Here is a 23,547-nt window from a genome sequence, read left to right as displayed (position 1 = left end):
GGTTGCTGTCAGCAAGCCGGTACAGGCTCTGGACCTAACGATCAAAAGGACAACCCCATGAAAAAGATTATCGCTGCAACCTGCCTCGCTGGCGCCATCGTCCTGCCGGGGCTGGCTCAGGCCCGTGAGGTGACGCTGACGACCGCGCTCAAGCGCTACAGCGGAAATGATGCCTACCTGGCGATCTACCTCACGGACGCCAGCGGCCAATATCAGAAAACCCTCTGGGTGGCTGGCAAGAAGGCCAAGTACTACAAGCACCTGGCCGACTGGGCCCGTGGCAGCAAGATGAGCCCGAGCGAGTTCGACGGTGTCAGCGGCGCCAGTGTCGGCAGTGGAGACACGCTCAAAGTCAGCGTCGAGCTGGCAGACACCCTGATCGACGCCGGGTATCAAATCCGTATCGACAGTGCCGTGGAGGACAAACGCGATGCTCGGGCCGATGTCGTCGTGCCCCTGACGACTGAAGGCGCGGGCAAGCCGGCGGCGGGCAATACCTACGTCGAATCCTTTATTTACGATTTGTAGCACCTACCTTTTCGGAGGCCGAACATGCTTCGCCAGCTCCACTCCCTGCCCGGCTTGATCGCCGCCGTGTTGGTCATGCTCTTGGCCATCAGCGGCGCGATATTGTCTGTCGATCCGGCCCTGGAGCGCCTGAACGGCACCACCACTACGGCCGGGCAAGTCAATGTCGGACAGTTGGCCGGACGCGTTGCCAGCCACTTTCCGGGCGTGGAGCAGATCCAGCGCACAGCGTCCGGGACCGTCATCGTCTACTTCAATCAGGCCGGCCAGGTCGGGGCCGAAAAGGTCGACCCACTGACCGGGCAAGGCCTGGCTCCCTACGAACCTTCCGCTTTCTCGCGCTGGATGAAAGACTTGCACCGTTCGCTGTTTCTTGGCACACCGGGCCACGGGGTGGCGGGCGTCGGCGCGCTGTTCATGCTGATGCTGTCAGTGTCCGGAGCGCTGTTGCTGGTCCGGCGGGTGGGCGGCTGGCGCAACCTGCTGCGGCCATTGCAGGGCAATTTCAGCCAGCGCTGGCACGCGCAGGTTGGGCGCCTGGCGTTACTTGGCCTGCTGTTATCGGCACTGAGCGGGCTCTACATGTGTGCCACGACCTTCGACTTCATCGCCGACGGCAGTCAGGGCGAGCCCGCATTTCCCGACCACATCAGCGCAGGCCCGGCCTTGCCGGTGGCGAACCTGCAAGCGTTGCAGGCCACCGACCTCAATGACCTGCACGAGCTCGTCTATCCCAGCCCGAATAATCCGCAAGACGTGTTTTCCCTGCGCACGGCCCAGGGCGACGGCTACGTGGACCCGGTCAGCGGCACCCTGCTGTCCTATCAAGCCCATGACTCGATGCACAACGTCTACGAATTGATCTATCAGTTGCACACCGGTGAAGGGCTCTGGTGGCTGGGCCTGTTGCTGGGCCTCTGTGCCCTCTGCGTGCCCTTGATGAGCATCACCGGCATCCTGATGTGGTGGCGCCGCCGGCAGGCCGGGCCGAACATCCGCCATAACAGCACTGCGCAAGCCGCCGACAGCGTGATATTGGTGGGCACTGAGACCAACACTACCTGGGGCTTTGCCAACGCCTTGCATGATGCCTTGCACCAGGCCGGTCACCGCGTGCATAGCGCGGTGATGAATCAATACGCCAACCACTACACCAACGCTCAACGGGTGTTCATCCTCACTGCGACCCACGGTGACGGCAATGCTCCGGCCTCGGCTTCGCAATTCCTGGCACGGCTGGCCGAAGCCGGGCTCAAACCTGGCCAGCCGTTTGCCGTGCTGGGCTTTGGTGACCGACAGTTTACGCAGTTCTGTCAGTTTGCCCATCAGGTGCAGGCAGCCCTGGTGCAGGCCGGTGGCGCGCCGTTGATGGGCTTGGAAACCATCAATCGCCAATCCTCCCAGGAGTTTGCTCGTTGGGGCCACGCCTTGGGTGAAGTGCTGGGGCACGACCTGACGCTGGTCCACACCCCGCAGCAGCCACAAACCCATCAACTGGTGCTGGCCGAACGCATTGCCTATGGCGAGCAGGTGGATGCACCCACACACGTACTGCGGTTCAAGGCGACGGGAAAGTTGCCGGACTTTGAAGCCGGAGATCTGGTGGGCATTGTGCCGCCGGGCAGCCCTGTCCCACGTTTCTATTCCCTGGCCTGCGATTCACAGGACGGCGTGTTGGAGATCTGTGTCCGCAAACACAAAGGCGGCGTGTGCTCGGAATATCTTCACGGCTTGCACATCGGCGCGCCGATCCAAGCCTTTATCCAGCCGAACCCACAATTTCGCCCCGCGTCGGGCGCTCATCCGGTGATCCTGATCGGCGCCGGTACCGGCATCGGTCCCTTGACCGGTTTCATCCGCAATAACAAGGCCCACCACCCCATGCACTTGTATTGGGGCGGGCGCAATCCGACCTCGGATTTCCTTTACGAGTCCGAGCTGAACAACTATTTGGCGGACCACCGTCTCACTGCGTTGCACGCGGCCTTTTCCCAGGTCAGGGACCGCTCTTACGTGCAAGACCGGCTCATCAGCGACGCCCTGATCTTGCGCCGGCTGATTGAGAAAGGCGCCCAGGTATTGGTATGCGGCGGTCGCGAGATGGCCAAGGGGGTGATGCAGGCCCTGGATGAAGTACTGGCACCGCTCAACCTGAACGTGCGGGCCCTCAAGGCACAAGGACGCTATCGTGAAGACGTCTACTGAATTGCAGCGCTACAGCCTGAACGGCGAGACCATGGGCAGCCGCTACACCGCACTGTTCTATGCCGAAACCGAACTCGACATCCGCCCGATCAGCCACAGCCTGGCGCGCGCCGTGGCCCGGGTGGACCAGCAAATGTCGACCTGGAAACCCGACTCCGATCTTAATTGCCTCAACGCCGCACCTTTGCAGAAGTGGATAGCAGTACCCGAGGAATTGGCCACGGTCCTGTCTGCGGCGTTGCGCGTCAGCCGGCAGTCGGGCGGCGCCTTCGACATCGCCGTCGGCGACCTGGTCGCCGCCTGGGGCTTCGGCCCCGACGAACGATCGATCACCGAACTGGCGCACAATGGGTTGCCCGCACCCACTCGACGCTCGACCAATGCAGCACTGATCGTTGATTCCCAACGCAACCAAGTACGCAAACAGGCACCGCTGAACCTCAATTTGAACGGCATTGCCAAAGGCTTTGGGGTCGATGAGCTGGCCCGCTGCCTGGATGGGTTTGGTATCACGCGCTACCTGGTAGGCATTGACGGAGAAATGCGCGCCCGCGGCAGCAAACCTGACGAGCAGCCTTGGGTCGTGGCTATGGAAAAGCCCTGTCGAGGCGTGCGTGAAGTCATGGGGGTGATGGAACTCAGCGACGCCGCCATCGCCACCTCCGGGGATTACCGACACTGGGTCGACATCAGGGGGCAGTCCTTCGCCCACACGATGAACCCGACCACAGGAGCCCCCCTGTGCAACGCCCTCGCGGCCGTCACGGTGGTGTCGAACTCATGCATGCTTGCCGACGCCTGGGCCACAGCGCTGATGGTCCTGGGCGAAACCCACGGCCCGCGCTTGGCACAAGAGCGCGGTATGGACGCATTGTTCGTCGTGCGCGACGGTTCACAGCTCAAGGAAATATCCATTGTCGGTGGACAGCTGCAGGCTCAGGTCCAAACGCGCTGACGCCGAGTCTCGGGTGTTGAGGATGGGCAGTTGCTCCGACAGCGGAGCACGGCCTGTTTTATCGGCGCAAGCAATCGGACTTCATTCGATCATCGGCACCTTGGCGGCCCGCTGATAAGGTCCGTACTCGACCGGTACCCACTGAAAGTGCCCGCCCACCGCGCTGATATGCCCTATCCCTGGAAACGGCAGATGCGCCGCCGTCACCCAGGTCTTGGTGGTGGCCGCTTCATTGAACACCTTGGCCCGGCTCTTGATCGCCCGTCGATTGTCGACATCGAAACGAATCGATACTTCGGGATGCTCGAACTGCACCGCCAAGTTATGCACCAGGTCGCCCATGAACAGGATGCTCTGGCCTTGCGAGGTAAAACGGTACGTAGTGCTGCCCGGCGTATGCCCAGGCTCCAGTTCGGCATCGACCCCAGGCACCGGCGACTGGCCGCTGGCAAAGGTCTTGAAACGACCGGCCGCTACGTAGGGGGCGGTGGACGCCTGAGCGATCTTGAAGAACTCCCGGGCACCGATGGGGGCCTTCGCCAACGCCTGGGGATCGAGCCAGTAATCGGCTTCTGCCTTCGCCGCGTAGACCGTGGCGTTGGCGAACAGCGGTTGCTGCTTGTCGTCGACCAGCCCGCATACGTGATCCAGGTGCAAATGGGTGAGCAGGATGGCATCGACTTGCTCCGGGCGATAACCGGCGGCCTGCATGTTCGCCAAGAGCATACCCGCCGTGGCGCCGATGCACTGGCCGGCACCGGTGTCCACCAGGATCAGTTGCCTGCCGGTATTGACCAGAAAAGCATTGAACGCGGTCTGTACCCCCGGCGTTTCAATCGAACGGCGGGCGAGCAAGGCGCGGATCTGGCTTTGGCTCAAGCCTTCGAGCAGCTTGGGCGACAGATCGTTGTAGCCGTCGAACAGCGCCGTCACTTCGTAGTCGCCCACCGCCAAGCGGTAGTAACCGAGTACTTGAGTAGCCTGGAGCGGCGCCTGGGCCAGGGCGCCCAGCGAGGTCAGCGCCAATGCCAGGCCCGCTCCGCGCAGTGCGCAGACCAGAGAATACTTCATACCTTCACCTTCACCGAGTCAGAAGAACGGCCACTCACCCACCAGCCGGAGAAGGTCATCATGCACTCGCCTCACCGCGCAAAAATTGCAGCCATGTGCTGAGTACCTAAACGCAATTAACAACGTTTAACTCGCACGTTTGCGCCCCGCATCCAAGAATGAAGCCCTCTGCTCAGACCTGTTTTCTCAAGCGGGAAGCTGCCAGCCACCGTGCGGTGTGCCGGATATTTCCCACTGACACGGAATTTTTGTCATGGCTCATCCATCGCACACCACCGTCAGGGCACCCATCAAGCCAACGCGCAAAACCAGCACCGGAGGCCTGTCTCCCTGGCGCGAAAACCTGGTCAAGAAAATGATTCTGGACGGTCTGAGCGACACCCTGGAAATTGCCGAACTGGCCAAGGCCTGCGCCCTGTCCCGCAGTCATTTCTCCCGAGCCTTCAAGTGCAGCACCGGCCTGTCCCCTCAGGCCTGGATCCGTGGCCAGCGCATCGCCCGGGCCAAACAACTGATCCGGGAAACCGACTTGACGCTGACGCAAATCAGCCTGGAATGCGGGTTCTGCGACCAGGCGCACTTCTGCCACATCTTCACCCACAGCGAAGGCATCAATCCATTTGCCTGGCGGTGTCGGGAATTGCGTGCTCAACCATACGCACCCGGCTGCGCGTAACCCCCCTCGCCCGCCCCTTTTCATACGGAAACGAAGCATGTCGCCTGCACCACAACACTCAACTGCCACCCTGAGGCCGCTCTGGCTGCTTGCACTGCTCACAGGCAGCGCCGGGCCGGCAATGGCAGCGGAACCGGCACAAAGCGCACCTGGCTTTCTCGACGGGGCAACGCTTGAAATCCTCAGCCGCAACTTCTACCTCAACAATGACTATCGCACCCAGGCCCCGGCAGGCAAAAGCTACAAACAGGAATGGGCCCAAGGCTTCATCGCTTCGTTCGAGTCCGGTTTCACCCCTGGCACAATCGGCGTAGGCGTCGATGCCCACGCTTTCCTGGGGTTGAAACTGGACGGCGGCAAGGGGCACTCCGGGACGGGATTATTGCCCTTGGATGAGAATGGGCGAAGCGAAGACCAGTACTCCAGCGCGGGTGGCGCGCTGAAACTCAACGCTTCACGGACCACCCTGGCCATCGGCGAAATGACCGTGCAGAGCCCGGTATTCGACACCGCAGACAAGCGCCTGCAGCCGGAATACGCCAGCGGCCTGCTGCTCTCCAGCCATGAGTTCGAAGGGGTCGACCTGCAAGCGGGACACTTCAGCGCGTTCAAGAATCAGGACGCCTCGACCAGTGAGGGCGATTTTTCCGGTTACGGGGCGACCACGCGCCACGGCGCCATCGACTTCATCGGCGCCGACCTGCTGAGCGGCCAAGCCCTCGGTGGCGCGCTCTACGCCTCCGAACTGAGCGATACCTGGCGCCAGTACTACGCCAACCTGCACACCACGCTTGGCGAGCTGTTCCTCGACGGCAACCTCTACCACACCCGCGACGATGGCAAGGCCGTCGCCGGGGCCATCGACACCACCGCCTATAGCCTGAGTGGCAAATACCGGCTCAATGCCCAGGCGTTCACCCTGGCCTATCAGAAAATCAACGGCGACACGCCCTTCGATTTCGTCGGCGGCGACTCCATCTACCTGGCCAACTCGATCAAATATGCCGACTTCAACGGCCCGGGCGAGCGCTCATGGCAAGCGCGCTACGACCTCGACCTGGGCACCTTGGGCATCCCCGGCCTGAGCTTCATGGCCCGCTATGTGACAGGACGCGGGATCGACGGCAGCCATGCCCCACAAGGCGGTGCCTACAACCCGTTCGATAGCGACACCGGCAACTACCGTCCACAGCAAGGGGACGGCGGACGCCATTGGGAGCGCGACCTGGACCTGCACTACATCGTGCAGTCAGGCCCGGCCAAGGACCTGTCCTTGCAACTGTCCCACGTCAGCCATCGCGCCAACAGCAGCCAGGGCGGCGATGACATCGACCGGCTGTATATCGTCATCCAGTACCCGCTCAAGCTGGGGCCGTTCTAACCCGCCATAGCGGATACGAAATAGGCTATCCGTTATGTACGCACGCTCGAGTCAACTCAGTACTTCACTGATTTTCGGCGTATCCGAGCGGTTCACCAGATCCATCAACCAGGTTCTAAACGCCTGCACTTTTTCCGAGTTGGCCGATTCAAGCGGTGTCACGAGGTAGAAGCCCAGATCCGACTTCAACCTCAGATTGAACGGTGCCACCAACCGTCCCGCTTTCAGGTCGTCATCGACGTAGCTCGAGCGCCCAATGCAGACACCCAAACCGTCGATGGCCGCCTGCACGGCCATCATGGCGAGGTCGAATGTCAGCCGAGCGTCTTCGGCAAATTTGGTCGGTTGCCCTGCCGCACTCAGCCATAGGTTCCAGTCATTACAGGTCATCCCGCTGACTTGCAGCAATGTCTGATTGGCTAAATCAGCGGGGCTGCTCAACGCATTGCGGCCCTCCAGCAACGTGGGACTGCACACTGGAAAAATCTCATCGGCCATCAACCAGTCAGCACGCAAGCCTTTCCAGTCACCGAAGCCGTAGCGAATCGCCGCGTCAATTCCACCCTTGCGAAAGTCCACCAGCTCGGTGGAGGCCGTCACGCGCACGTCGATATCGGGAAATGCCTCCTGGAAAGACGCCAATCGCGGCAACAGCCATTTGGAGGCCAAGGACACCAGGGTACTAATCGTCAGCACGCTGTTATTCCCACTGTCCAGCAGTCGCTCCGTGGCACAGCGAATCTCATGAAATGCTGAACTTATTCCTGGCAAGTAAGCCTGGCCTTCATTGGTCAGGGCCAGGCCGTCCTTGAGTCGCAGGAACAATCGGACGCCGAGCTCATCTTCGAGTCGCCGGATTTGATGACTTACGGCTGTTTGGGTGACGCTCAGTTCGTCTGCCGCCTTGGTGAAACTCATGTGCCTGGCAGCACACTCGAAAGCTTTCAAGCCGTTAAGAGAGGGGGTTCTGGCGGCCATATTATTTGCAGCACTCATGACATTTTGTCATACGCTAGCACCCAATAAGTCCTTTGCAAAATGAACCCGCTCTCACCGACTCTGGAGGAGTCGAAACTATCGTGCGTGAGGAAATACCGTGAAATTGTACTTTGCCCCCATGACTTGTTCATTGTCCCCGCACATCGTGCTGCGAGAACTGGGCGTCGCCTTTGAATTGGTCCGGGTCAACAACCAGACCAAGCAGACCGCTGACGGGCAGAACTTCCTGGACATCAATCCCAAAGGCTACGTCGCAGCCTTGCTATTGGATAACGGCGGCGTGCTGACCGAGGGGCCTGCCATCGTTCAGTACCTGGCCGATCTTGTCCCGGGCAACGCCCTGGCACCGGCCAATGGCACCTGGGAACGGGTACGCCTCCAGGAGTGGCTGAACTTCATCTCGTCGGAGATTCACAGCGGCTGTGCGCCACTGTTCAACCCCGATATTCCAGAGCCGACCAAGACCCTGTTCAAACAAAAACTGTTCAAGCGCCTTGACTACCTGAGCCTGGCGCTTGAAGAACGGGACTACCTGATGGGCACTTTTGGCCTGGCCGATGCTTACTTGTTCAGCGTGCTCAAATGGTTGCCGTTCTTCGATATCCAAATTGAAGACTGGCCGGTGCTTGCATCGTTCATGGCGCGAATCGAAGCACGTCCCAGCGTCCGGGCTGCCATTGCCGCCGAAACGGCAACTTCAGCGGTTTAACCGCGACTGACCGAAGCCGACCTGCCCATCAATTCCCAATTCACCTTCCAACCAGTCGAGCAGCGCTCTCACCTCAACCCGACCTTCCCCGCCCGGCCGGCTGAATACCGATATCGCATCAGGCAAAGGGACGCTTTCTGCGCAAGGCCTGACCAACGCACCGCTCTCAAGCAGCCCTTGGGCGGTGCGCCGCCACCCGAGCGCGATACCATGCCCCTCGACCGCCGCCTGGAGCATCAAGGGGTAGCTATCGAACACCGAGCCCTTGGAGGCGTCGTCCAGCGATTGTCCAAACGCTTGGAGCCAGCCATCCCACTGCATCCAATGCGGCGGCGTGGCGTGATAGTGCAAAAGGCTGTGGGACTGTAACTCACTGATTGGCAAGGTTTTGTGGATACGCAGGTAATGAGGGCTGCATACGGGGAACACCTCGTCCGCGGCGGTGAACATCAAGCGATGAACGCCGCTGGGACGCCCCGTGCTTTGCAGGGCCACATCAAAATGCTCATTGAACTCAGTCAGCGGCCCGGTGGAGGTGGCCACCTGGATCTCGATTTGCGGGTATCGCTGATGGAACGTCGAGAGGCGCGGCATCAGCCAGTAGAACGCTTCGCATAATTGGCACAGTAAAACGACGCGATTCATACCTGGCGATTGGCGAAGGCTGACGGCGCTGGCGCTGATGCTTTGCAACGCGTTGCTCACCACACGTCCCAGCTCACGTCCTTCCCGGGTCAGGAAGACGGCGCGGTTGCGACGGCAGAAGAGCTTCAGCCCCAAGTCCTCTTCAAGCCCGCGAATCTGCCGACTGATCGCCGCTTGGGTGATGTGCAGCTCCTCGGCGGCTTTGGAGAAACTTTCCAAGCGCGCAGCCGCTTCGAAGGGCAACAAGCTGGCAAGCGGCGGCAATGACTTTCCAAGGCTATTCATAATCAGGGGTAATGCATCCAGGGCCGAGAACTCGTTTGTAGCATAGCTGCGACGCTGTGCAACATGAGCTGACTGCCTTATGGATATGCGTGAATGCCCACTACTGACTCGAACACCCTCGCCGGCGTGACCCTTGCCGTCGTCGCGACACTGAGCTGGGCCTTGAATTTCATTGCGCCTTACGTCACCGGTGTCTACACGATCTACGATTTGATGATCATACGGTTCCTGATCGCCGGCGCGCTGGGCGTGGGTGTCGTGGTCCTTTATCGAACCCAACTTAAGCGTCTGCGTCGCAACCAACTGTTTCGTGGTGCAAGCCTCGGAGTCATCGGGTACCTCGGTTACAGCACTTGCATTGCCGCAGGCGTCATTTTTGGCGGGCCGGTGCTGACCCCGGCGTTTATTGGCATGGTGCCGGTCTTGCTGGCATTGCTCGGCAACGCCACCCACAAAACCGTGCAATGGCGAAGACTGGCGATACCACTGGCTTTTTTAACGGGCGGGCTATTGCTGTCGAACATCGGCAGCATCAATCACTTTTCGACCGACGACGGTTCGTGGCTGCTGGGCTTGCTTTTCTCGATCGCTGCCGTGTTTTTGTGGCTGGTATTCAGTTGGTTGAACCAGAGCGCCCAGGTCAACCTCCCGGCCAATGCATCAGGTGCCTGGACCGGGCTCATGTTGGTCGGCGGGGGAATCGGCACCTTGTGCTTGTTACCGGTGGTGCAGGCGCTTGATCTTCTCAAGCTCCCGAGCCTGGGTTTCAGGGGCTCCCTGGCGGGACACTTGTTTGCCTGGGGTTTCGTTATCGCGTTCATGTCGTCAGTTGTCGGGGCCTGGGCGTGGAACGCGGCCTCCCGGCGCCTCCCCATGGTGCTTTCCGGGCAGTTGATATCCCTGGAATCACTATTCGCCACGCTACTGGGCTTGGTGTTTCATCAGCGGTTGCCAACACTTTTAGAAGCGTTGGGTCTTGCTGGCGTGCTTGTGGGGGTAGTAATGGCTGTTCGTATCATCCTGACCGCCACTGCCCCCGATAGAAAAGCCTCGGCCGTCGGGCCATGCCTTGACTGAAACGCTGAAGCAAGCCCTTTCACCGTCAATCGTTTCGCGCCAAACTCCTTCGCTCTCATAGGCAAAATGGTGAATCATCATGATCTCTCATGTCTGTTTAGGTATCGCTGATTTTGACCGTGCCTTGGATTTCTACGCAGAGATAATGACCGGACTGGGTCTCAAATTGAAATTTTGCGACGCCGCCAAAGGCTGGGCTGGCTGGGTTTCAGAAACTTCTCCCCGGCCGATTTTCGTGATTGGAAAGCCCTTCGACGGTAAGGCAAACGCGCCCGGTAACGGTCAGATGGTGGCGCTACTCGCCCCGAGCAGAGAGATCGTCAGGAGCAGCCATGCAACAGCCCTGGCACTGGGCGGAACGTGTGAGGGAGCGCCGGGCTTGAGACCTCACTACCACCCCGACTATTACGGCGCCTACTTTCGGGACCTCGACGGCAACAAGCTGTGTGTCTGCTGCCATGATCCGGTAGCGGATTGATCTGTTGTCATAGAGCGATCTGTCGGCGCGCCACCAGGGCGGATCGCCGCTTTAATCCCGCGCGAAAGCCGTCCGACCGCGCAAACAAATGACTAATCGAAGCTGCCAGCCGAAAGCCGTCCGACCTCAGGCCGCGCATACAAATACCCCTGCATCAGTTCAACGCCCATGCCTGATAGCATCGAGCTTTCTGCATGGGTCTCGACACCTTCGGCGATGACCAGAATCCCCAGGCGCCTGGCGACCAGGATGATGCCTTCAACGATCGCCTGTTTGACGGGGTCTTGATCGATAGTGCGAGTCAGGGCCATATCAATCTTCAGCACCTGGGGCTGGAACATGGCCAGCAGGTTAAGGCCCGAATAGCCAGAACCGAAATCGTCAATGGCGGTGGTGAAGCCTTGACGCTCGTACTCTACGAAAATGGCTTTGAGATGATCCGGGTCGTCCACCCTTTCGCCTTCGGTGACTTCGAACATGATCCTGTCCGGCGGGAAATTTGTCAGGCGCGCGGCTTCCAGGGTGGCCCGGATACAGGTCTCGGGCCGGTACACGGCGTTGGGCAGAAAGTTAATGCTCAGCAAGCAATTGGGGATGTCCAGAATGCCCAATCTTGCCGCTTCTTCGATGGCCTTCACGCGGCATGCCTGATCGAACCGGTAACGGTTATCGTCGTTCACCAGCCCCAGAATGTAGCCTGCCGACTCGCCATTGATACCCCTGACCAACGCCTCATAGGCAAACGCCGTACGTGTCCGGACGTTGAAGATCGGCTGAAAGGCCATGGTGAAATCAAACCCCAGTGCCTCATGGTTACGGCACTCGGCGCAACCGAGCGATTGGAACGCAGAGCCTTTCATCATGATCAGTCTTCCGTGGCGGGAATGGCGCGACTTTGCAGTTGCACAGAAGTGTAGCCATTCCCATTGGATCGGCATTGACCCGGGTTTCTGAAGTGCCAGGAAACCGAAGATCGCCGCGCCCCGCTCCGCGTACATCCACTGATTACTTGCGCATGGTCCTATCGGACATCCGAGTGGCGCGTATGCTGGCCTCTTCGGCGGTACGTTGGGTCTGCTCGGCAATGATCTCAGCCTGTTCAGCCTTCCTGTAGGCCTCATCCGCCCTGAGCCCTGCCGCAGCGGCGGTATTTTGCGCCGACTCCAATCGGGCATCCATTTCCTCGGTATTCCTATGACTGCACCCGGCAGTGGTCGCCAGGAAAATACTCATCGATACGACCGGCAAATATCTATTCATGGTCATCGCTATTTCCTCGGTTAAACGCAACAGGAAAAACGTCCAACAACGGGCCCGAGTATCTGACAACACCCCCCGCCCACGCTGATATTTGTCAATTGCATGGTTCGTCCGACGACCCACACCGCGGCTCACTCGAACCTTGTTGACTTAGCTCAATGTCTTTGCAGCCCTCAGGCGTAGAAAAAGCAAACCGGGCGCGTGCGCCCCGCCTTTTCCTGATTACCTGGAGGACGCCGTGATGGACGACTTGACGCTGCGCAAGACCATTCTGGAAGAACTCGAGTTCCAACCTGACATCAACGCTGCAAATATCGGGGTGGCCGTGGACAACGGCGTGGTCACCCTCTCCGGTCATGTCAGCACTTACGCCCAGAAGATCAACGCCGAACGCGCAGTCAAAAGCATCAAAGGCGTGCGCGCCGTGGCTGAAGAAATCAAGGTTCGGCTGGATAAAGGCGCTGGCACGGCGGACGACACCATTGCCGCTCGCGCCTTGAAGATCATCAACTGGAGCTCGGACGTGCCCGAAGGCGACATAAAAGTCATCGTGCAGAACGGTTGGGTCAACCTGGAGGGTGAAGTCGATTGGCAGTACCAGAAGGAAACCGTGGAGCGGGCCGTGTTCAAGTTATCTGGCGTGGTCGGGGTAAATAACCGACTTACCCTGCGACCTCGAGTGGACGCCGGCAATATCCAGCGCCGTATCGAAGAAGCCCTTAAGCGCAGCGTCGAGGTGGATGCCCAGGGTATTCACGTCAAAGTCGACGGTGACGTGGTGAGGCTTGAAGGCAAGGTTCACCTATGGCGCCAGCGGCGGATAGCGGAACGAGCGGCTTGGTCGGTACCCGGTGTCAGGGAAGTGGACGATCATTTGCTGCTGGTCTGAGTTGCGGCACGGGGAGCCTGCAACCTCCCCGGTCATTCATGCACGGCCTGTTCATCCAAGGCCTTTTATTGAGTCGAGGCCATGAAAAAAAACCACCAGTGGAACCTGTCCTACTTCTTCATTGCGCTCATCGTGCTCAGCCTCGTGCAATTTTTGTTTTTTGAACGCCCCAGTGTGCAAATCATTCCATACAGCCAGTTTCTGCAGCTGTTGAACAATCAGAAGGTCAGTGATCTACGCGTCGAGAAAGAACACATCAGCGGCAAATTGCAGGAACCGATTGAGGGTCACACGCTATTCTCCACCGTACGGGTCGATCCGGCGCTGGCGACGGACCTCGCCCACTCAGGGGTCGGCTTTACAGGCATCAACGAAAACACCTTTTTAAACGGATTGCTGGGCTGGTTGCTGCCCTTCATGCTGATCATGGTGATCTGGCATTTCCTGTTTCGCGGGCTGGCGGAGAAACAGGGCCTGGGCGGGCTCATGAACATAGGCAAGTCCCGAGCGAAGGTGTTCGTCGAGCGCGATACCGGGGTGACCTTCGCCGATGTCGCCGGTATCGACGAAGCCAAGACCGAGCTGGTGGAAATTGTCTCCTTCCTCAAGGACAAGGCGAAATATGCCCGCCTGGGCGCGCACATCCCCAAGGGGACGTTACTGGTCGGCCCTCCCGGCACCGGCAAGACCCTGGTCGCCAAAGCCATCGCCGGAGAAGCCGGCGTGCCCTTCTTCTCGATATCGGGCTCTGAATTCGTCGAGATGTTCGTCGGCGTCGGAGCGGCTCGCGTGCATGATTTGTTCGAACAGGCCCGGCAGGCAGCGCCCTGTATCATTTTTATCGATGAACTCGACGCGCTGGGCAAAATGCGTGGTGTCGGCGCTTTCGGTGGCAATGACGAGAAAGAACAAACCCTCAACCAATTGCTTTCAGAGCTCGATGGCTTCGACCCGCGTGAAGGGGTTGTGCTGCTCGCCGCGACCAACCGGCCTGAGGTGCTGGACCCGGCGTTGCTGCGAGCCGGACGGATCGACCGGCAGATTCTGATCGACCGCCCGGACCGTAAGGGTCGCCAGGCGATCCTCAAGGTCCATCTTCAGAAAATCCTCACTGGGCCGGACCTCGACAGTCAGCGTATCGCTGACATCACCACCGGTTTTACGGGTGCCGACCTGGCCAACCTGGTCAACGAAGCCGCCATCGTAGCCACCCGTCGCGGCGCCGAAGCGGTCAGCCTCGACGATTTCACGGCGGCCGTGGAGCGCATCATTGCCGGGGTTGAACGCAAGAGCAGCCTGCTGCACCCCGATGAACGCCAAGTGGTGGCCTATCACGAAATGGGCCATGCCCTGGCCGCCAGCAACCTCCCGGCCATGGACCCGGTTCACAAGGTTTCGATTGTGCCGCGCGCCATCGGCTCGCTGGGCTATACCTTGCAGCGTCCGACCGAGGATCATTTCCTCATCAGTTGCCAGATGCTCAAGGACCGCATGGTCGTGCTGATGGCCGGGCGGGCCGCAGAATCCCTGGTCTATGGCCAGATTTCCACCGGGGCCGCCGACGACTTGGCCCACGCGACGGATATCGCCCGCCAGTTGATCACCCGGTTTGGCATGAGCCCTGAGCTGGGCCAGGCCGTGCTGGAGCGCAAAAGCGCGACCTACCTGGGCGAACGCCTGCAAGACATCGGCGAAAAAGATTATTCGGAGCAAACAGCCAGGGAAATCGACCTGGGCATCCGTGCGTTGCTCGATGAAGCCTATCAACGCGCCAAGACCTTGCTCGAAAGTCGCCGGGCCGATCTGGACAGCGGAGCTCGTCTGCTATTGGAAAGAGAGACACTGACCCCTGAAGAGTTTGCCCCGCTCTTACCGACCAAGCGTCCGGTGACGGCGCTGCGACTTCTTTGACAGCCCTCTTTTTGGGGCTGGCGAGCTACTGGGATGGCGGTCCTGCGCGGCCTCTCGCTGCCAGGCTCGCTGCAACAACTCGACAACCACTTCATCCGGCCTGAGGAAAAATCCTCATACCCATCACCATTGAAACCAGGCATAAGCGGGCAAATCGCCTGATCCACTCGCTGCACAGCGCCTCCACCGTTTCAAGCGCAGCCACCGGCACCGCATGGATCGCCGCCATCATCTCTGAGTCATTGGAAAGCCTTCCCAGGTCACGATGCCCGTCATTTCGTCACGAACACATCCGCAGAATGGCCGTTGAATACACCCCGTGCAGCTGAAAACGCTAGTGTGACGAGTTTGCTGCTGCGCGGTGCCGATTGCCTGCGAACTGAGCGCCAATCGATAGCCGGTATGCTTTTTGATGACAAAAAACAGGCGCGGTGGGATTGGTCTTCTATGATTGCTTCGTCAAAGGAGTTTCCCCAATGGCCGAGAGCGAACCTAGACTTCTGCGCGTGCACGCGCTCAAAACCGCCTGCTCCAATTGCAGCGTGCTTGAACTATGCCTGCCCATCGGCCTGACGGGCGGTGAAGTCGAGCGACTCGATACCCTGATCGCCCAACGGGTGAAGGTCAAGAAGGGCACGGCGCTGTACCGCACCGGCGATCCACTGCGTTCGTTGTATGCGGTGCGGCTGGGCTTCTTCAAGACCAGCGTCCTGTCGGTGGACGGCCGCGAACAGGTCACCGGGTTCCAGATGCAAGGCGAAATGCTCGGCCTGGACGCCATCAGCACCGACCATTACGCCTGTAATGCGATAGCCCTGGAAGACAGCGAGGTCTGCCCGATCCCTTTCAGCCACCTGGAAAAACTCGCCCACGACTTGCCATCCTTGCAGCACAACCTCAACAAGCTGCTGAGCCAGGAGATCGTACGCGACCACAGCATGTTGCTGCTGCTCGGCAACATGAACGCCGAAGAACGCCTGGCCGCGTTTATCTTGAACCTGTCACAACGGCTTAACATGCGCGGCTACTCTTCCAGGGAGTTTGTGCTGCGCATGAGCCGGGAAGCCATCGGTTCCTATCTGGGCCTGCGCCTGGAAACCATCTGTCGATGCATCGCCCACCTGCGTCAGGAAGAACTGGTGGACGTGCATGGACGCAACGTCACGATCCTGGACTTGCCCGGCCTCAAGCAAAAGGTTGCCGGTTGCCATCGTCACGCCGAACTCTGAAGTTCACCGCTGCACACCCTGCATGACCTCTGATCTAAATCAATGCCTCCTGATGCCTTTGCGCCGAGATTAATACCAGCGTTCGGACCTTCGCATGGGCGACGGTCTCGGACCTTTCGTCTCGTGGAGGCTCTATCATGGCAACGCACCTGCAAGGCACGGAACCGGTCATCCCGACCGTCACACCTCATCCTTTAGCTGGCAGTTTGCGAAAGGTCGAACCCAAACGTTTGTCGTTAAGCTTGCTGATCGCCCTGGTGGTCGGCTCAATGATCGGCAGTGGCATTTTCAGCCTGCCGCAGAACATGGCCGCCAGCGCGGGCGCCGGGGCGATCCTGATCGGTTGGCTGATCACCGGCGCGGGCATGCTGTCACTGGCCCTGGTCTATCAGATGCTCTCCAATCGTCAGCCTGAGCTCGATAACGGCGTGTTCGCTTACGCCCGGGCGCTGGGCGGCGAATTCCTCGGTTTCAATTCGGCCTGGGGCTACTGGATCAGCGCCTGGATCGGCAACGTCAGTTACCTGGTGATTCTGTTCGCCGCGCTCAGTTACTTTTTCCCGCTGTTTGGCGAAGGCAACAACAAAGCGGCCATTGCCGGCGCGTCTGTGGTGCTTTGGACGTTGCACTGGATGATCCTGCGCGGCATGCGCACCGCCGCCAAGGCGAACGCCCTGACCACCATAGCCAAGGTGGTGCCGCTGCTGTTGTTCGTTGGGCTGGTGATCGCCGGTTTCTCCAAGGACACCTTCCTGGTGGACTTTTGGGGTACGCCAGCTCTGGGCAGTACGCTGGATCAGGTCAAGAGCACCATGCTGGTGACGGTCTGGGTGTTTATCGGCATTGAAGGCGCCAATGTGTTTTCCGCCCGTGCCGCCGAACGGGCGGACGTGGGCCGGGCCACCGTGATCGGCTTTGTCTTGACGTTGCTGCTGCTGATTGCCGTTTCCCTGTTGTCGCTGGGTATCCTCAGACAACCCGAACTGGCCGCCCTGAAGAACCCGTCCATGGCGGGAGTACTGGAATCGGTGGCCGGCCCCTGGGGGGCGGTGCTGATCAGCATTGGCCTGATTGTGTCGGTTGGCGGCGCGTTGCTGGCTTGGACCCTGCTGGCCGCAGAATCGGTGTTCACCCCGGCCAAGGAAAAGGTCATGCCGCGTTTGCTGGCCTCGGAAAACCAGCAGGGTGCGCCCGCCAACGCGCTGTGGATCACCAATGGCTGCATCCAGTTGTTCCTGTTGTTGACGTTGTATTCGAGTGCCAGCTACCTGGCCCTCATTTCGCTCGCCACTTCGATGATCCTGCTGCCGTACCTGTTCAGCGGCCTGTATGCGCTGAAAATGACCTGGCAAGGCCAGACTTACGCCGGCCATCGCGGCCTGCAGCTGCGCGACATGGCCATCGCTCTGATCGCCACTGCCTATTGCGTCTGGCTGCTGTACGCCGCTGGTCCCCGGTACATGCTGCTCAGTGCCCTGCTCTACGCCCCTGGTTCGTTGATCTACCTGAGTGCTCAACGGGCCAGGACGGGCCACGCCCTGAACGGTTTCGGCTGGGCCCTGCTGCTGGTGATCTGGGTGGCGGCGATCTTCGCCGGTTGGATGCTCTGGTCCGGCCAGCTCTCGTTGTAAAAGCTTGCAAGCGTGCATTGACCCGTCCGGGAGCGGCCATTGGCAATGGCGCCAAGGGCCGTCCGGGCATCACCAAAGAGGAAAATCAAAATGTCCAATTCAGTGAAGAAAATGCCGGTCAACACCCAAGACAATGCTCAGCATCCCGCCAAGGCTGACCTCTGGCATCCGCTGGAAAAACTCCGTCAGCAGGTCGATCACCTGTTCGATGATTTCAACCGCGGGACCGGGCTTTCGCCCTTCAGTCGCGGGTTGTTCGACGTCGAGCCTTTCTGGCGCCGCGAGTTCGCCACCAGCCTGCCGGCCGTGGACATCAGCGAAAAGGATAAGAGCTTTGAAATCACTGCCGAACTGCCTGGCATGGATCAAAAGGACATCGAAATCCGCCTGGCCAATGGCAACCTGATCATCAAGGGGGAGAAAAAAGAAACCAAGGAAGAAAATAAAAAGGGTTATCACCTGTCCGAGCGCCATTACGGCTCCTTCGAAAGGGTGTTCAACCTGCCGAAAGGGATCGATAGCGACAAGATCGAAGCCCAGTTCAGCAAAGGCGTGCTGACACTGACGCTGCCTAAAAAACCAGAAGCACTGAAAGCGGAAAAAGTCGTGCCGATCAAGGCTGACTGAAACGCTGGACACCCCTGCCCCTCGCCGGCCAACGACGAGGGGCTTTTTTTGGGCTGGGCTTATTTCAGGCTGACTACGTGGTTGCCGCTACCGGCCTCTTCGCGAGCAAGCTCCCACATTGGACGGCGGTGAAGATAAATCCTGCGACCACCACAAATCCCCAGTGGCAGCGAGCTTGCTCGCGATGGCGGTGGGTCAGAGTTCCACGCTATCGCGGTATTCGGGCACGGACACCGACCACCCCAGTTCGTCGTGAATGCGATGGCGCAGGACATCGGAGGCGTTGGGTTCCCCATGAACGACATAGGTATGCCGTGGCGGAGTCTTGAAGCCGCGCAGCCATTGCATGATTTCGTCGGCATCGGCATGAGCGGACAACGTCTGCATCGGCACTACCTCGGCATTGATCGGCACGTCCTTGCCATGGATACGCACCGAGGGCTCACCCGCCACAATCCTGGCGCCCCGCGTACCACCCGCCTGGAACCCCGGCATCAACAAGGTGTTGATAGGGTTGGGCGCCAGGCTCTTGAGGTGGTGCAGCACCCGCCCACCGGTAGCCATGCCACTGGCGGCAATGATCACCGCCGGGGTGCGTTGCAGGTCCAAGGCCATGGAGTCCTTGGCCGAGCGAACCGGATGGGCGATGTGACACATGCCTTCGCACTCTTCCCTGGACAGCCGATGCTCAGCGCCAAAGCGCTGATACAACCGGGTGACATCGATGGCCATGGGGCTGTTGAGGTAAATCGGGATATCGGGGATGGCGTGGCGCTGTTTCAGGCGATACAGGTGATACATCAGCAGCTGTGCGCGCCCGACCGTGAAAGAAGGCACCAGGGTGATACCGCGACGCAATGCCGTGCGGGTAATGACATCGGCCAGTTGATCTTCCGGCGACTCACGCGGGTGCCGACGGTCGCCGTAGGTGGATTCCACCAGCAGATAATCTGCCTGCCCGATGGTCTGCGGGGCAAACATCACCGGGTCCTCGGGCCGCCCCAGGTCGCCGGAGCACACCAGCGTCAGGCCACCGGCCTGTACCTGCACCGTGGCGGCACCGAGGATATGCCCGGCGCGGCGCAGCAATATCGTCACCCCTCGGGCAATTTCCACCGGATGTTCGAACGCGATCGGCCGCAGTAATTTCAGCGCTCGCTCGGCATTCTCGAGGGTGTACAGCGGCAACGCCGGGTCGTGTTTGGAGAATCCCTTGCGGTTAGCGTACTCGGCCTCTTCTTCCTGCAGGCGGGCACTGTCGCGCAGGAGGATTTTCACCAGTTCACAGGTCGCCGGCGAGGCATAGATCGGACCGCGATAACCATTGCGCACCAGCACCGGCAGGTAGCCGCTGTGGTCCAGGTGCGCATGGGTCAATACGATCGCGTCCAGCTCACGCATTGGCAGGTCGAACGGGTCCCAGTTGTGCAAGCGCAATTGCTTGTAGCCCTGGAACAGACCGCAATCGATCAGGATGCGCTGTTCGTCGTGCTCCAGCAGGTATTTGCTGCCGGTGACCGTGCCGGCGGCCCCGAGAAAGGTCATGCGCATGACGGTGCTCCTGAACAATCGATAGGAAGCCTATTGGTCACACTGTTTGCCCCGGCTACCGTTGATCTTTATCAACTACCCAGCGGATCACACCGCCAGAACACTGCATGACACCTGGTACAGAATGTGCTCGGTCGTGCTGCCCAGCAATCCATGCAGATCATTGTGCTGGAATCGACCCATGACGATCACGTCCACCTCATGCTCCAAGGCAAATTCACTCAGGGCCGAAACCGGATGCCCCAATAGAAAATGCCGGCGCTCAGCCGGCACACCGAACAGGCTCGCCAATTCCAGGAAGGTTTTTTCCAGGCTCCTGCGCAGCTCCTTGCTGAGCTGCGACAGCGTCAGGCCGCCACCCCCCACATCCCCCAGATAGACTGACGACACCTCATAGGCGTGAACCAGATGCAGCTCGGCATCGCACTGCAGCGCCAGCCCCATTGCCTCGCGAATGATGCGGTCATTGAGCCCGCTGTTCTGGGCAAATGCACTGGAAGGGTCCACCGCCGCGACCACCTTACGCGGCAGCGCATGACCGGTGGCGCCCACCAGGTACATCGGCACCGGGCAGTTACGCAGTAGTTGCCAATCCAGCGGGGTGAAGAAAGCTCGTTTGAGCAAAGGCTCGTGCTGCACCTGTTTGATCAGCAAGTCGGGCCGGATCTGCGTGACGTGTTGCAGAATCTGCTTGCCCATCGTATGGGCCCATTCCACCTCAGTGGTGACCCGCAGACCACGGCGACGCATCTTGTCCGCCTCATCCTCCAACCAATGGCGATGGTCCTGCAGATAGTTCTGCCGCGCCTCTTCGCGCGGCTCCTCTTCTAGCAGCGACAGGATCTCCAGTGAGGGGATCAACGCAGTGATATGCAAGTGTGCCCCGCTGGCCGCCGCCAGGGCCGCGCCGTGATGAAGGGCGGGCGAATGGCGTTGTGCCGGATTGAGGATCAGCAGCAGACGTTGGTACTGGCTCATGATGGGTCTCCAAAATCAGGCTCGATCACCACGGTGCGGTGTCGATGCCATGAGGCGTGTTGACGGTCATTGCGGCGGCGTCCAGCACCAGTTCAAGACTTCGGGCATGTCCTGCCCATGCTCGATGAGGTACAGCTGATGCTTTTCCATGGTTGCCCAGTAGCGATCCCGAGCGCGGTCCACCAGCGGCTGCAAACGTGGCACGCGCTGGATGACATCGAGCGCCAGTTGATAGCGGTCCAGGTGGTTGATGACCGCCATGTCGAACGGTGTAGTGGTGGCGCCCTCCTCCATGAAACCGCGGACATGGAAGTTATCGTGGTTGTGCCGTTTGTAGACCAGTCGATGGATCAGCGACGGATAGCCGTGGAAGGCGAAAATCACCGGCTTGTCCACGGTAAACAATCCATCGAACTCGGCGTCCGGTAACCCGTGGGCATGCTGTTGCGGTGGTTGCAGGGCCATCAGGTCCACGACATTCACCACCCGCACGCGCAGGTCGGGCACGTATTCACGCAGCAGCGTGACAGCGGCCAGGGTTTCCAAGGTCGGCACGTCACCGGCACAGGCCATCACCACGTCCGGGTCTTCGTCGTTGTGGCAGGCAAAGGCCCAGCGACCGATCCCGATCGAGCAGTGCCGAATGGCCGAATCGATGTCCAGCCACTGCCATTCTGGCTGCTTGCCGGCCACGATGACATTGATGTAATTGCGACTCTTGAGGCAGTGATCGGCAACGGACAACAGGCAATTGGCGTCTGCTGGCAGGTAGATGCGCACCACGTCGGCGCTCTTGTTCGCCACCAGGTCGATGAACCCTGGGTCCTGATGGGAAAAACCGTTGTGGTCCTGACGCCAGACATGGGACGTGAGCAGATAATTGAGCGAAGCGACCGGCGCGCGCCATGGGATCTGGGCGGCGGTCTTGAGCCATTTGGCGTGCTGGTTGAACATCGAGTCGACGATATGGATGAACGCCTCGTAGCAGGAAAACAGCCCATGCCGGCCGCTGAGCAAATACCCTTCCAGCCAGCCTTCACACACCTGTTCACTAAGGATTTCCATCACACGGCCTTCGCACGCCAGGTTCGTATCGCCCGCCTCCAGCGCCGCCATCCAGGCTTTGCCACTGACCTCGTACACCGCATCAAGACGATTGGAGGCGGTTTCATCGGGGCCGAACAAGCGAAAGTTGCCTGCCAACAGGTTGTGCTTCATCACATCACGGACAAAACCGCCCAGCACCCGGGTGGACTCTGCCTGCATGCTGCCGGGCGCGCAGAACTGCACGGCGTAGTCGGTAAACCGAGGCAACTCCAGGGGTTTGAGGAGCAGGCCGCCATTAGCGTGGGGGTTGGCGCCCAAACGTCGATGACCGGTCGGCGCCAACGCGGCAATGTCCGGCAGCAACGCACCGTTGTCGTCGAACAGTTCCTGCGGCCGGTAACTCTGCAGCCACTGTTCCAGTTGCGTCAAATGCATGGGCAGCTCGAAGTGGCTCAGCGGCACCTGGTGGGCGCGCCAGGTGCCTTCGACCGGCTGGCTATCGACAAATTTCGGACCGGTCCAGCCCTTGGGCGTGCGCAATACCAGCATCGGCCAGAGCTGACGCTCCGGCGTACGCCCTGACGAGTCCGCGCGGGCCATGCGCTGGATTTCCCGAATCTTGAGCAACATGCCGTCCAGGGTCCTGGCCAACTGCTGGTGCACTGCTTGTGGATCATCGCCTTCGACAAAATAAGGATCGTAGCCGTAGCCATACATCAGGGCCGACAGCTCGTCTTCGCTGATGCGCGAAAGCAGCGTGGGGTTGGCGATCTTGAAACCGTTGAGATGCAGGATGGGCAATACGGCGCCATCGCGCCGGGGGTTGAGGAACTTGTTGGAATGCCAGCTCGCCGCCAACGTACCGGTTTCGGCCTCACCGTCGCCGATGACGCAGGCTACGATCAGGTCCGGGTTATCGAATGCCGCCCCATAGGCATGGGCCAGGGAATACCCCAACTCCCCGCCTTCATGGGTAGAGCCGGGAATCTGCGCCGAAACATGGCTGGACAACCCATAAGGCCAGGAAAATTGCCGGAACAGACGCAGCATCCCGTTTTCGTTCTGCTCCACCGCGGGATAACACTGGGTGAAGCTGCCCTCCAGGTAACTCTGGGCAACGATGGCCGGGGCACCGTGACCGGGGCCGGTAACCAGGATCATGTTCAGGTCATGGGTTTTGATCAGGTGATTGAGGTGCACGTAAATCAGATTCAACCCCGGCGTCGTGCCCCAGTGGCCGAGCAAGCGAGGTTTGACGTGCCCCTGTTGCAGCGGTTTGCGCAGCAAGGGGTTGTCCTTGAGGTAGATCTGCCCCACGGCCAGGTAATTGGACGCACGCCAGTAGGCGTCAATGCCTTCCAGTTGGTCGGGGCTGAGAAAATCGCTCATCACGTCCTCCGCAAGAAACAGGGTTG

Annotated in this window: 21 protein-coding genes; 13 read left to right on the top strand and 8 right to left on the bottom strand. The window is 60.0% G+C overall.

Annotated features, from left to right (window positions below):
• Positions 1-57: 57 nt before the first annotated feature.
• The 3 genes from J9870_RS12670 to J9870_RS12660 are packed head-to-tail and all read left to right on the top strand — an operon-like array spanning position 58 to position 3,688.
• A complete protein-coding gene (locus J9870_RS12670) occupies positions 58-528 on the top strand; it encodes a DUF2271 domain-containing protein (RefSeq protein ID WP_210644496.1) in 471 nt (156 codons plus the stop codon).
• A gap of 24 nt (positions 529-552) precedes the next feature.
• Positions 553-2,733 carry a PepSY domain-containing protein gene (locus tag J9870_RS12665; protein ID WP_210644494.1) on the top strand — a complete coding sequence of 727 codons (2,181 nt, stop codon included), beginning with the start codon at positions 553-555 and terminating at the stop codon, positions 2,731-2,733.
• A complete protein-coding gene (locus tag J9870_RS12660; RefSeq protein WP_246883113.1) occupies positions 2,717-3,688 on the top strand; it encodes an FAD:protein FMN transferase in 972 nt (323 codons plus the stop codon). Before J9870_RS12665 ends, J9870_RS12660 begins: the two co-directional genes overlap by 17 nt.
• An 81-nt stretch (positions 3,689-3,769) precedes the next feature.
• Here J9870_RS12660 and J9870_RS12655 read toward each other — a convergent pair whose 3' ends face one another.
• Positions 3,770-4,759, bottom strand: coding sequence for an MBL fold metallo-hydrolase (locus J9870_RS12655; protein WP_210644492.1), 990 nt, complete (start codon positions 4,757-4,759; stop codon positions 3,770-3,772).
• A gap of 253 nt (positions 4,760-5,012) precedes the next feature.
• Between J9870_RS12655 and J9870_RS12650 the strand changes: the two genes are divergently transcribed.
• Positions 5,013-5,435, top strand: coding sequence for an AraC family transcriptional regulator (locus J9870_RS12650; protein WP_210644490.1), 423 nt, complete (start codon positions 5,013-5,015; stop codon positions 5,433-5,435).
• A gap of 37 nt (positions 5,436-5,472) precedes the next feature.
• Positions 5,473-6,816 carry an OprD family porin gene (locus J9870_RS12645; RefSeq protein ID WP_210644488.1) on the top strand — a complete coding sequence of 448 codons (1,344 nt, stop codon included), beginning with the start codon at positions 5,473-5,475 and terminating at the stop codon, positions 6,814-6,816.
• Between the two features lie 51 nt (positions 6,817-6,867).
• On the opposite strand, the gene J9870_RS12640 is transcribed toward J9870_RS12645, so the two are convergent.
• Positions 6,868-7,794: a transcriptional regulator GcvA gene (locus J9870_RS12640; protein WP_210645235.1), complete on the bottom strand. Its 927-nt coding sequence runs from the start codon at positions 7,792-7,794 to the stop codon at positions 6,868-6,870.
• A 118-nt stretch (positions 7,795-7,912) separates the two neighbouring features.
• Here J9870_RS12640 and gstA point away from each other — a divergent pair, with 118 nt between their 5' ends.
• Positions 7,913-8,524, top strand: a complete 612-nt coding sequence (gene gstA / locus J9870_RS12635) for a glutathione transferase GstA (RefSeq protein WP_210644485.1) — start codon at positions 7,913-7,915, stop codon at positions 8,522-8,524.
• On the opposite strand, the gene J9870_RS12630 is transcribed toward gstA, so the two are convergent.
• A complete protein-coding gene (locus tag J9870_RS12630; protein ID WP_210644483.1) occupies positions 8,513-9,454 on the bottom strand; it encodes a LysR substrate-binding domain-containing protein in 942 nt (313 codons plus the stop codon). The two genes, gstA and J9870_RS12630, sit on opposite strands and share 12 nt — an antisense overlap.
• 93 nt (positions 9,455-9,547) lie before the next feature.
• Between J9870_RS12630 and J9870_RS12625 the strand changes: the two genes are divergently transcribed.
• Complete coding sequence (locus J9870_RS12625; protein WP_210644481.1) at positions 9,548-10,531, top strand: EamA/RhaT family transporter; 984 nt, start codon at positions 9,548-9,550, stop codon at positions 10,529-10,531.
• A 79-nt stretch (positions 10,532-10,610) separates the two neighbouring features.
• Positions 10,611-11,009, top strand: coding sequence for a VOC family protein (locus J9870_RS12620; RefSeq protein ID WP_210644479.1), 399 nt, complete (start codon positions 10,611-10,613; stop codon positions 11,007-11,009).
• A gap of 92 nt (positions 11,010-11,101) precedes the next feature.
• Here J9870_RS12620 and J9870_RS12615 read toward each other — a convergent pair whose 3' ends face one another.
• Both J9870_RS12615 and J9870_RS12610 read right to left on the bottom strand, forming a co-directional pair.
• Positions 11,102-11,872, bottom strand: coding sequence for an EAL domain-containing protein (locus J9870_RS12615; RefSeq protein WP_210645233.1), 771 nt, complete (start codon positions 11,870-11,872; stop codon positions 11,102-11,104).
• A gap of 142 nt (positions 11,873-12,014) precedes the next feature.
• A complete protein-coding gene (locus J9870_RS12610) occupies positions 12,015-12,269 on the bottom strand; it encodes an Lpp/OprI family alanine-zipper lipoprotein (protein WP_210645232.1) in 255 nt (84 codons plus the stop codon).
• A gap of 241 nt (positions 12,270-12,510) precedes the next feature.
• Between J9870_RS12610 and J9870_RS12605 the strand changes: the two genes are divergently transcribed.
• The 5 genes from J9870_RS12605 (at position 12,511) to J9870_RS12585 (ending at position 18,556) form a co-directional block, all read left to right on the top strand.
• Positions 12,511-13,158 carry a BON domain-containing protein gene (locus J9870_RS12605; protein ID WP_210644477.1) on the top strand — a complete coding sequence of 216 codons (648 nt, stop codon included), beginning with the start codon at positions 12,511-12,513 and terminating at the stop codon, positions 13,156-13,158.
• Between the two features lie 81 nt (positions 13,159-13,239).
• Entirely contained in the window at positions 13,240-15,069 is a 1,830-nt protein-coding gene (gene ftsH, locus J9870_RS12600; RefSeq protein ID WP_210644475.1) for an ATP-dependent zinc metalloprotease FtsH, read from the top strand.
• 476 nt (positions 15,070-15,545) lie between these two features.
• A complete protein-coding gene (fnr, locus tag J9870_RS12595) occupies positions 15,546-16,298 on the top strand; it encodes a fumarate/nitrate reduction transcriptional regulator Fnr (RefSeq protein ID WP_210644473.1) in 753 nt (250 codons plus the stop codon).
• Positions 16,299-16,435: 137 nt separating this feature from the next.
• Entirely contained in the window at positions 16,436-17,929 is a 1,494-nt protein-coding gene (arcD, locus tag J9870_RS12590) for an arginine-ornithine antiporter (protein WP_210644471.1), read from the top strand.
• Between the two features lie 90 nt (positions 17,930-18,019).
• The gene (locus J9870_RS12585; protein WP_210644469.1) at positions 18,020-18,556 is read left to right on the top strand and encodes an Hsp20/alpha crystallin family protein; all 537 of its coding nucleotides are present in this window, start codon (positions 18,020-18,022) and stop codon (positions 18,554-18,556) included.
• 195 nt (positions 18,557-18,751) lie between these two features.
• Here J9870_RS12585 and J9870_RS12580 read toward each other — a convergent pair whose 3' ends face one another.
• The 3 genes from J9870_RS12580 to J9870_RS12570 all read right to left on the bottom strand — a co-directional run bounded on the left by J9870_RS12580 (position 18,752) and on the right by J9870_RS12570 (position 23,521).
• Positions 18,752-20,107, bottom strand: a complete 1,356-nt coding sequence (locus tag J9870_RS12580) for an MBL fold metallo-hydrolase (RefSeq protein WP_210644467.1) — start codon at positions 20,105-20,107, stop codon at positions 18,752-18,754.
• A gap of 87 nt (positions 20,108-20,194) precedes the next feature.
• Positions 20,195-21,085 (bottom strand): universal stress protein, encoded by an 891-nt coding sequence (locus J9870_RS12575; RefSeq protein ID WP_210644465.1) that lies wholly within the window; start codon positions 21,083-21,085, stop codon positions 20,195-20,197.
• A gap of 66 nt (positions 21,086-21,151) precedes the next feature.
• The gene (locus tag J9870_RS12570) at positions 21,152-23,521 is read right to left on the bottom strand and encodes a phosphoketolase family protein (RefSeq protein WP_210644463.1); all 2,370 of its coding nucleotides are present in this window, start codon (positions 23,519-23,521) and stop codon (positions 21,152-21,154) included.
• Positions 23,522-23,547 lie beyond the last annotated feature (26 nt).

It is taken from the genome of Pseudomonas sp. Tri1 (assembly GCF_017968885.1).
Lineage (GTDB): Bacteria > Pseudomonadota > Gammaproteobacteria > Pseudomonadales > Pseudomonadaceae > Aquipseudomonas.
This window is presented reverse-complemented; position numbering and strand designations above follow the sequence as displayed.

Bases quoted from the DNA above. Each gene is read 5' to 3' on its own strand.
- J9870_RS12670 (WP_210644496.1), top strand. From the start codon at position 58: ATGAAAAAGATTATCGCTGCAACCTGCCTCGCTGGCGCCATCGTCCTG.
- J9870_RS12665 (WP_210644494.1), top strand. From the start codon at position 553: ATGCTTCGCCAGCTCCACTCCCTGCCCGGCTTGATCGCCGCCGTGTTG.
- J9870_RS12655 (WP_210644492.1), bottom strand. From the start codon at position 4,759: ATGAAGTATTCTCTGGTCTGCGCACTGCGCGGAGCGGGCCTGGCATTG.
- J9870_RS12650 (WP_210644490.1), top strand. From the start codon at position 5,013: ATGGCTCATCCATCGCACACCACCGTCAGGGCACCCATCAAGCCAACG.
- J9870_RS12645 (WP_210644488.1), top strand. From the start codon at position 5,473: ATGTCGCCTGCACCACAACACTCAACTGCCACCCTGAGGCCGCTCTGG.
- J9870_RS12640 (WP_210645235.1), bottom strand. From the start codon at position 7,794: ATGGCCGCCAGAACCCCCTCTCTTAACGGCTTGAAAGCTTTCGAGTGT.
- J9870_RS12630 (WP_210644483.1), bottom strand. From the start codon at position 9,454: ATGAATAGCCTTGGAAAGTCATTGCCGCCGCTTGCCAGCTTGTTGCCC.
- J9870_RS12625 (WP_210644481.1), top strand. From the start codon at position 9,548: ATGCCCACTACTGACTCGAACACCCTCGCCGGCGTGACCCTTGCCGTC.
- J9870_RS12620 (WP_210644479.1), top strand. From the start codon at position 10,611: ATGATCTCTCATGTCTGTTTAGGTATCGCTGATTTTGACCGTGCCTTG.
- J9870_RS12615 (WP_210645233.1), bottom strand. From the start codon at position 11,872: ATGATGAAAGGCTCTGCGTTCCAATCGCTCGGTTGCGCCGAGTGCCGT.
- J9870_RS12610 (WP_210645232.1), bottom strand. From the start codon at position 12,269: ATGAATAGATATTTGCCGGTCGTATCGATGAGTATTTTCCTGGCGACC.
- J9870_RS12605 (WP_210644477.1), top strand. From the start codon at position 12,511: ATGGACGACTTGACGCTGCGCAAGACCATTCTGGAAGAACTCGAGTTC.
- ftsH (WP_210644475.1), top strand. From the start codon at position 13,240: ATGAAAAAAAACCACCAGTGGAACCTGTCCTACTTCTTCATTGCGCTC.
- fnr (WP_210644473.1), top strand. From the start codon at position 15,546: ATGGCCGAGAGCGAACCTAGACTTCTGCGCGTGCACGCGCTCAAAACC.
- arcD (WP_210644471.1), top strand. From the start codon at position 16,436: ATGGCAACGCACCTGCAAGGCACGGAACCGGTCATCCCGACCGTCACA.
- J9870_RS12585 (WP_210644469.1), top strand. From the start codon at position 18,020: ATGTCCAATTCAGTGAAGAAAATGCCGGTCAACACCCAAGACAATGCT.
- J9870_RS12580 (WP_210644467.1), bottom strand. From the start codon at position 20,107: ATGCGCATGACCTTTCTCGGGGCCGCCGGCACGGTCACCGGCAGCAAA.
- J9870_RS12575 (WP_210644465.1), bottom strand. From the start codon at position 21,085: ATGAGCCAGTACCAACGTCTGCTGCTGATCCTCAATCCGGCACAACGC.
- J9870_RS12570 (WP_210644463.1), bottom strand. From the start codon at position 23,521: ATGAGCGATTTTCTCAGCCCCGACCAACTGGAAGGCATTGACGCCTAC.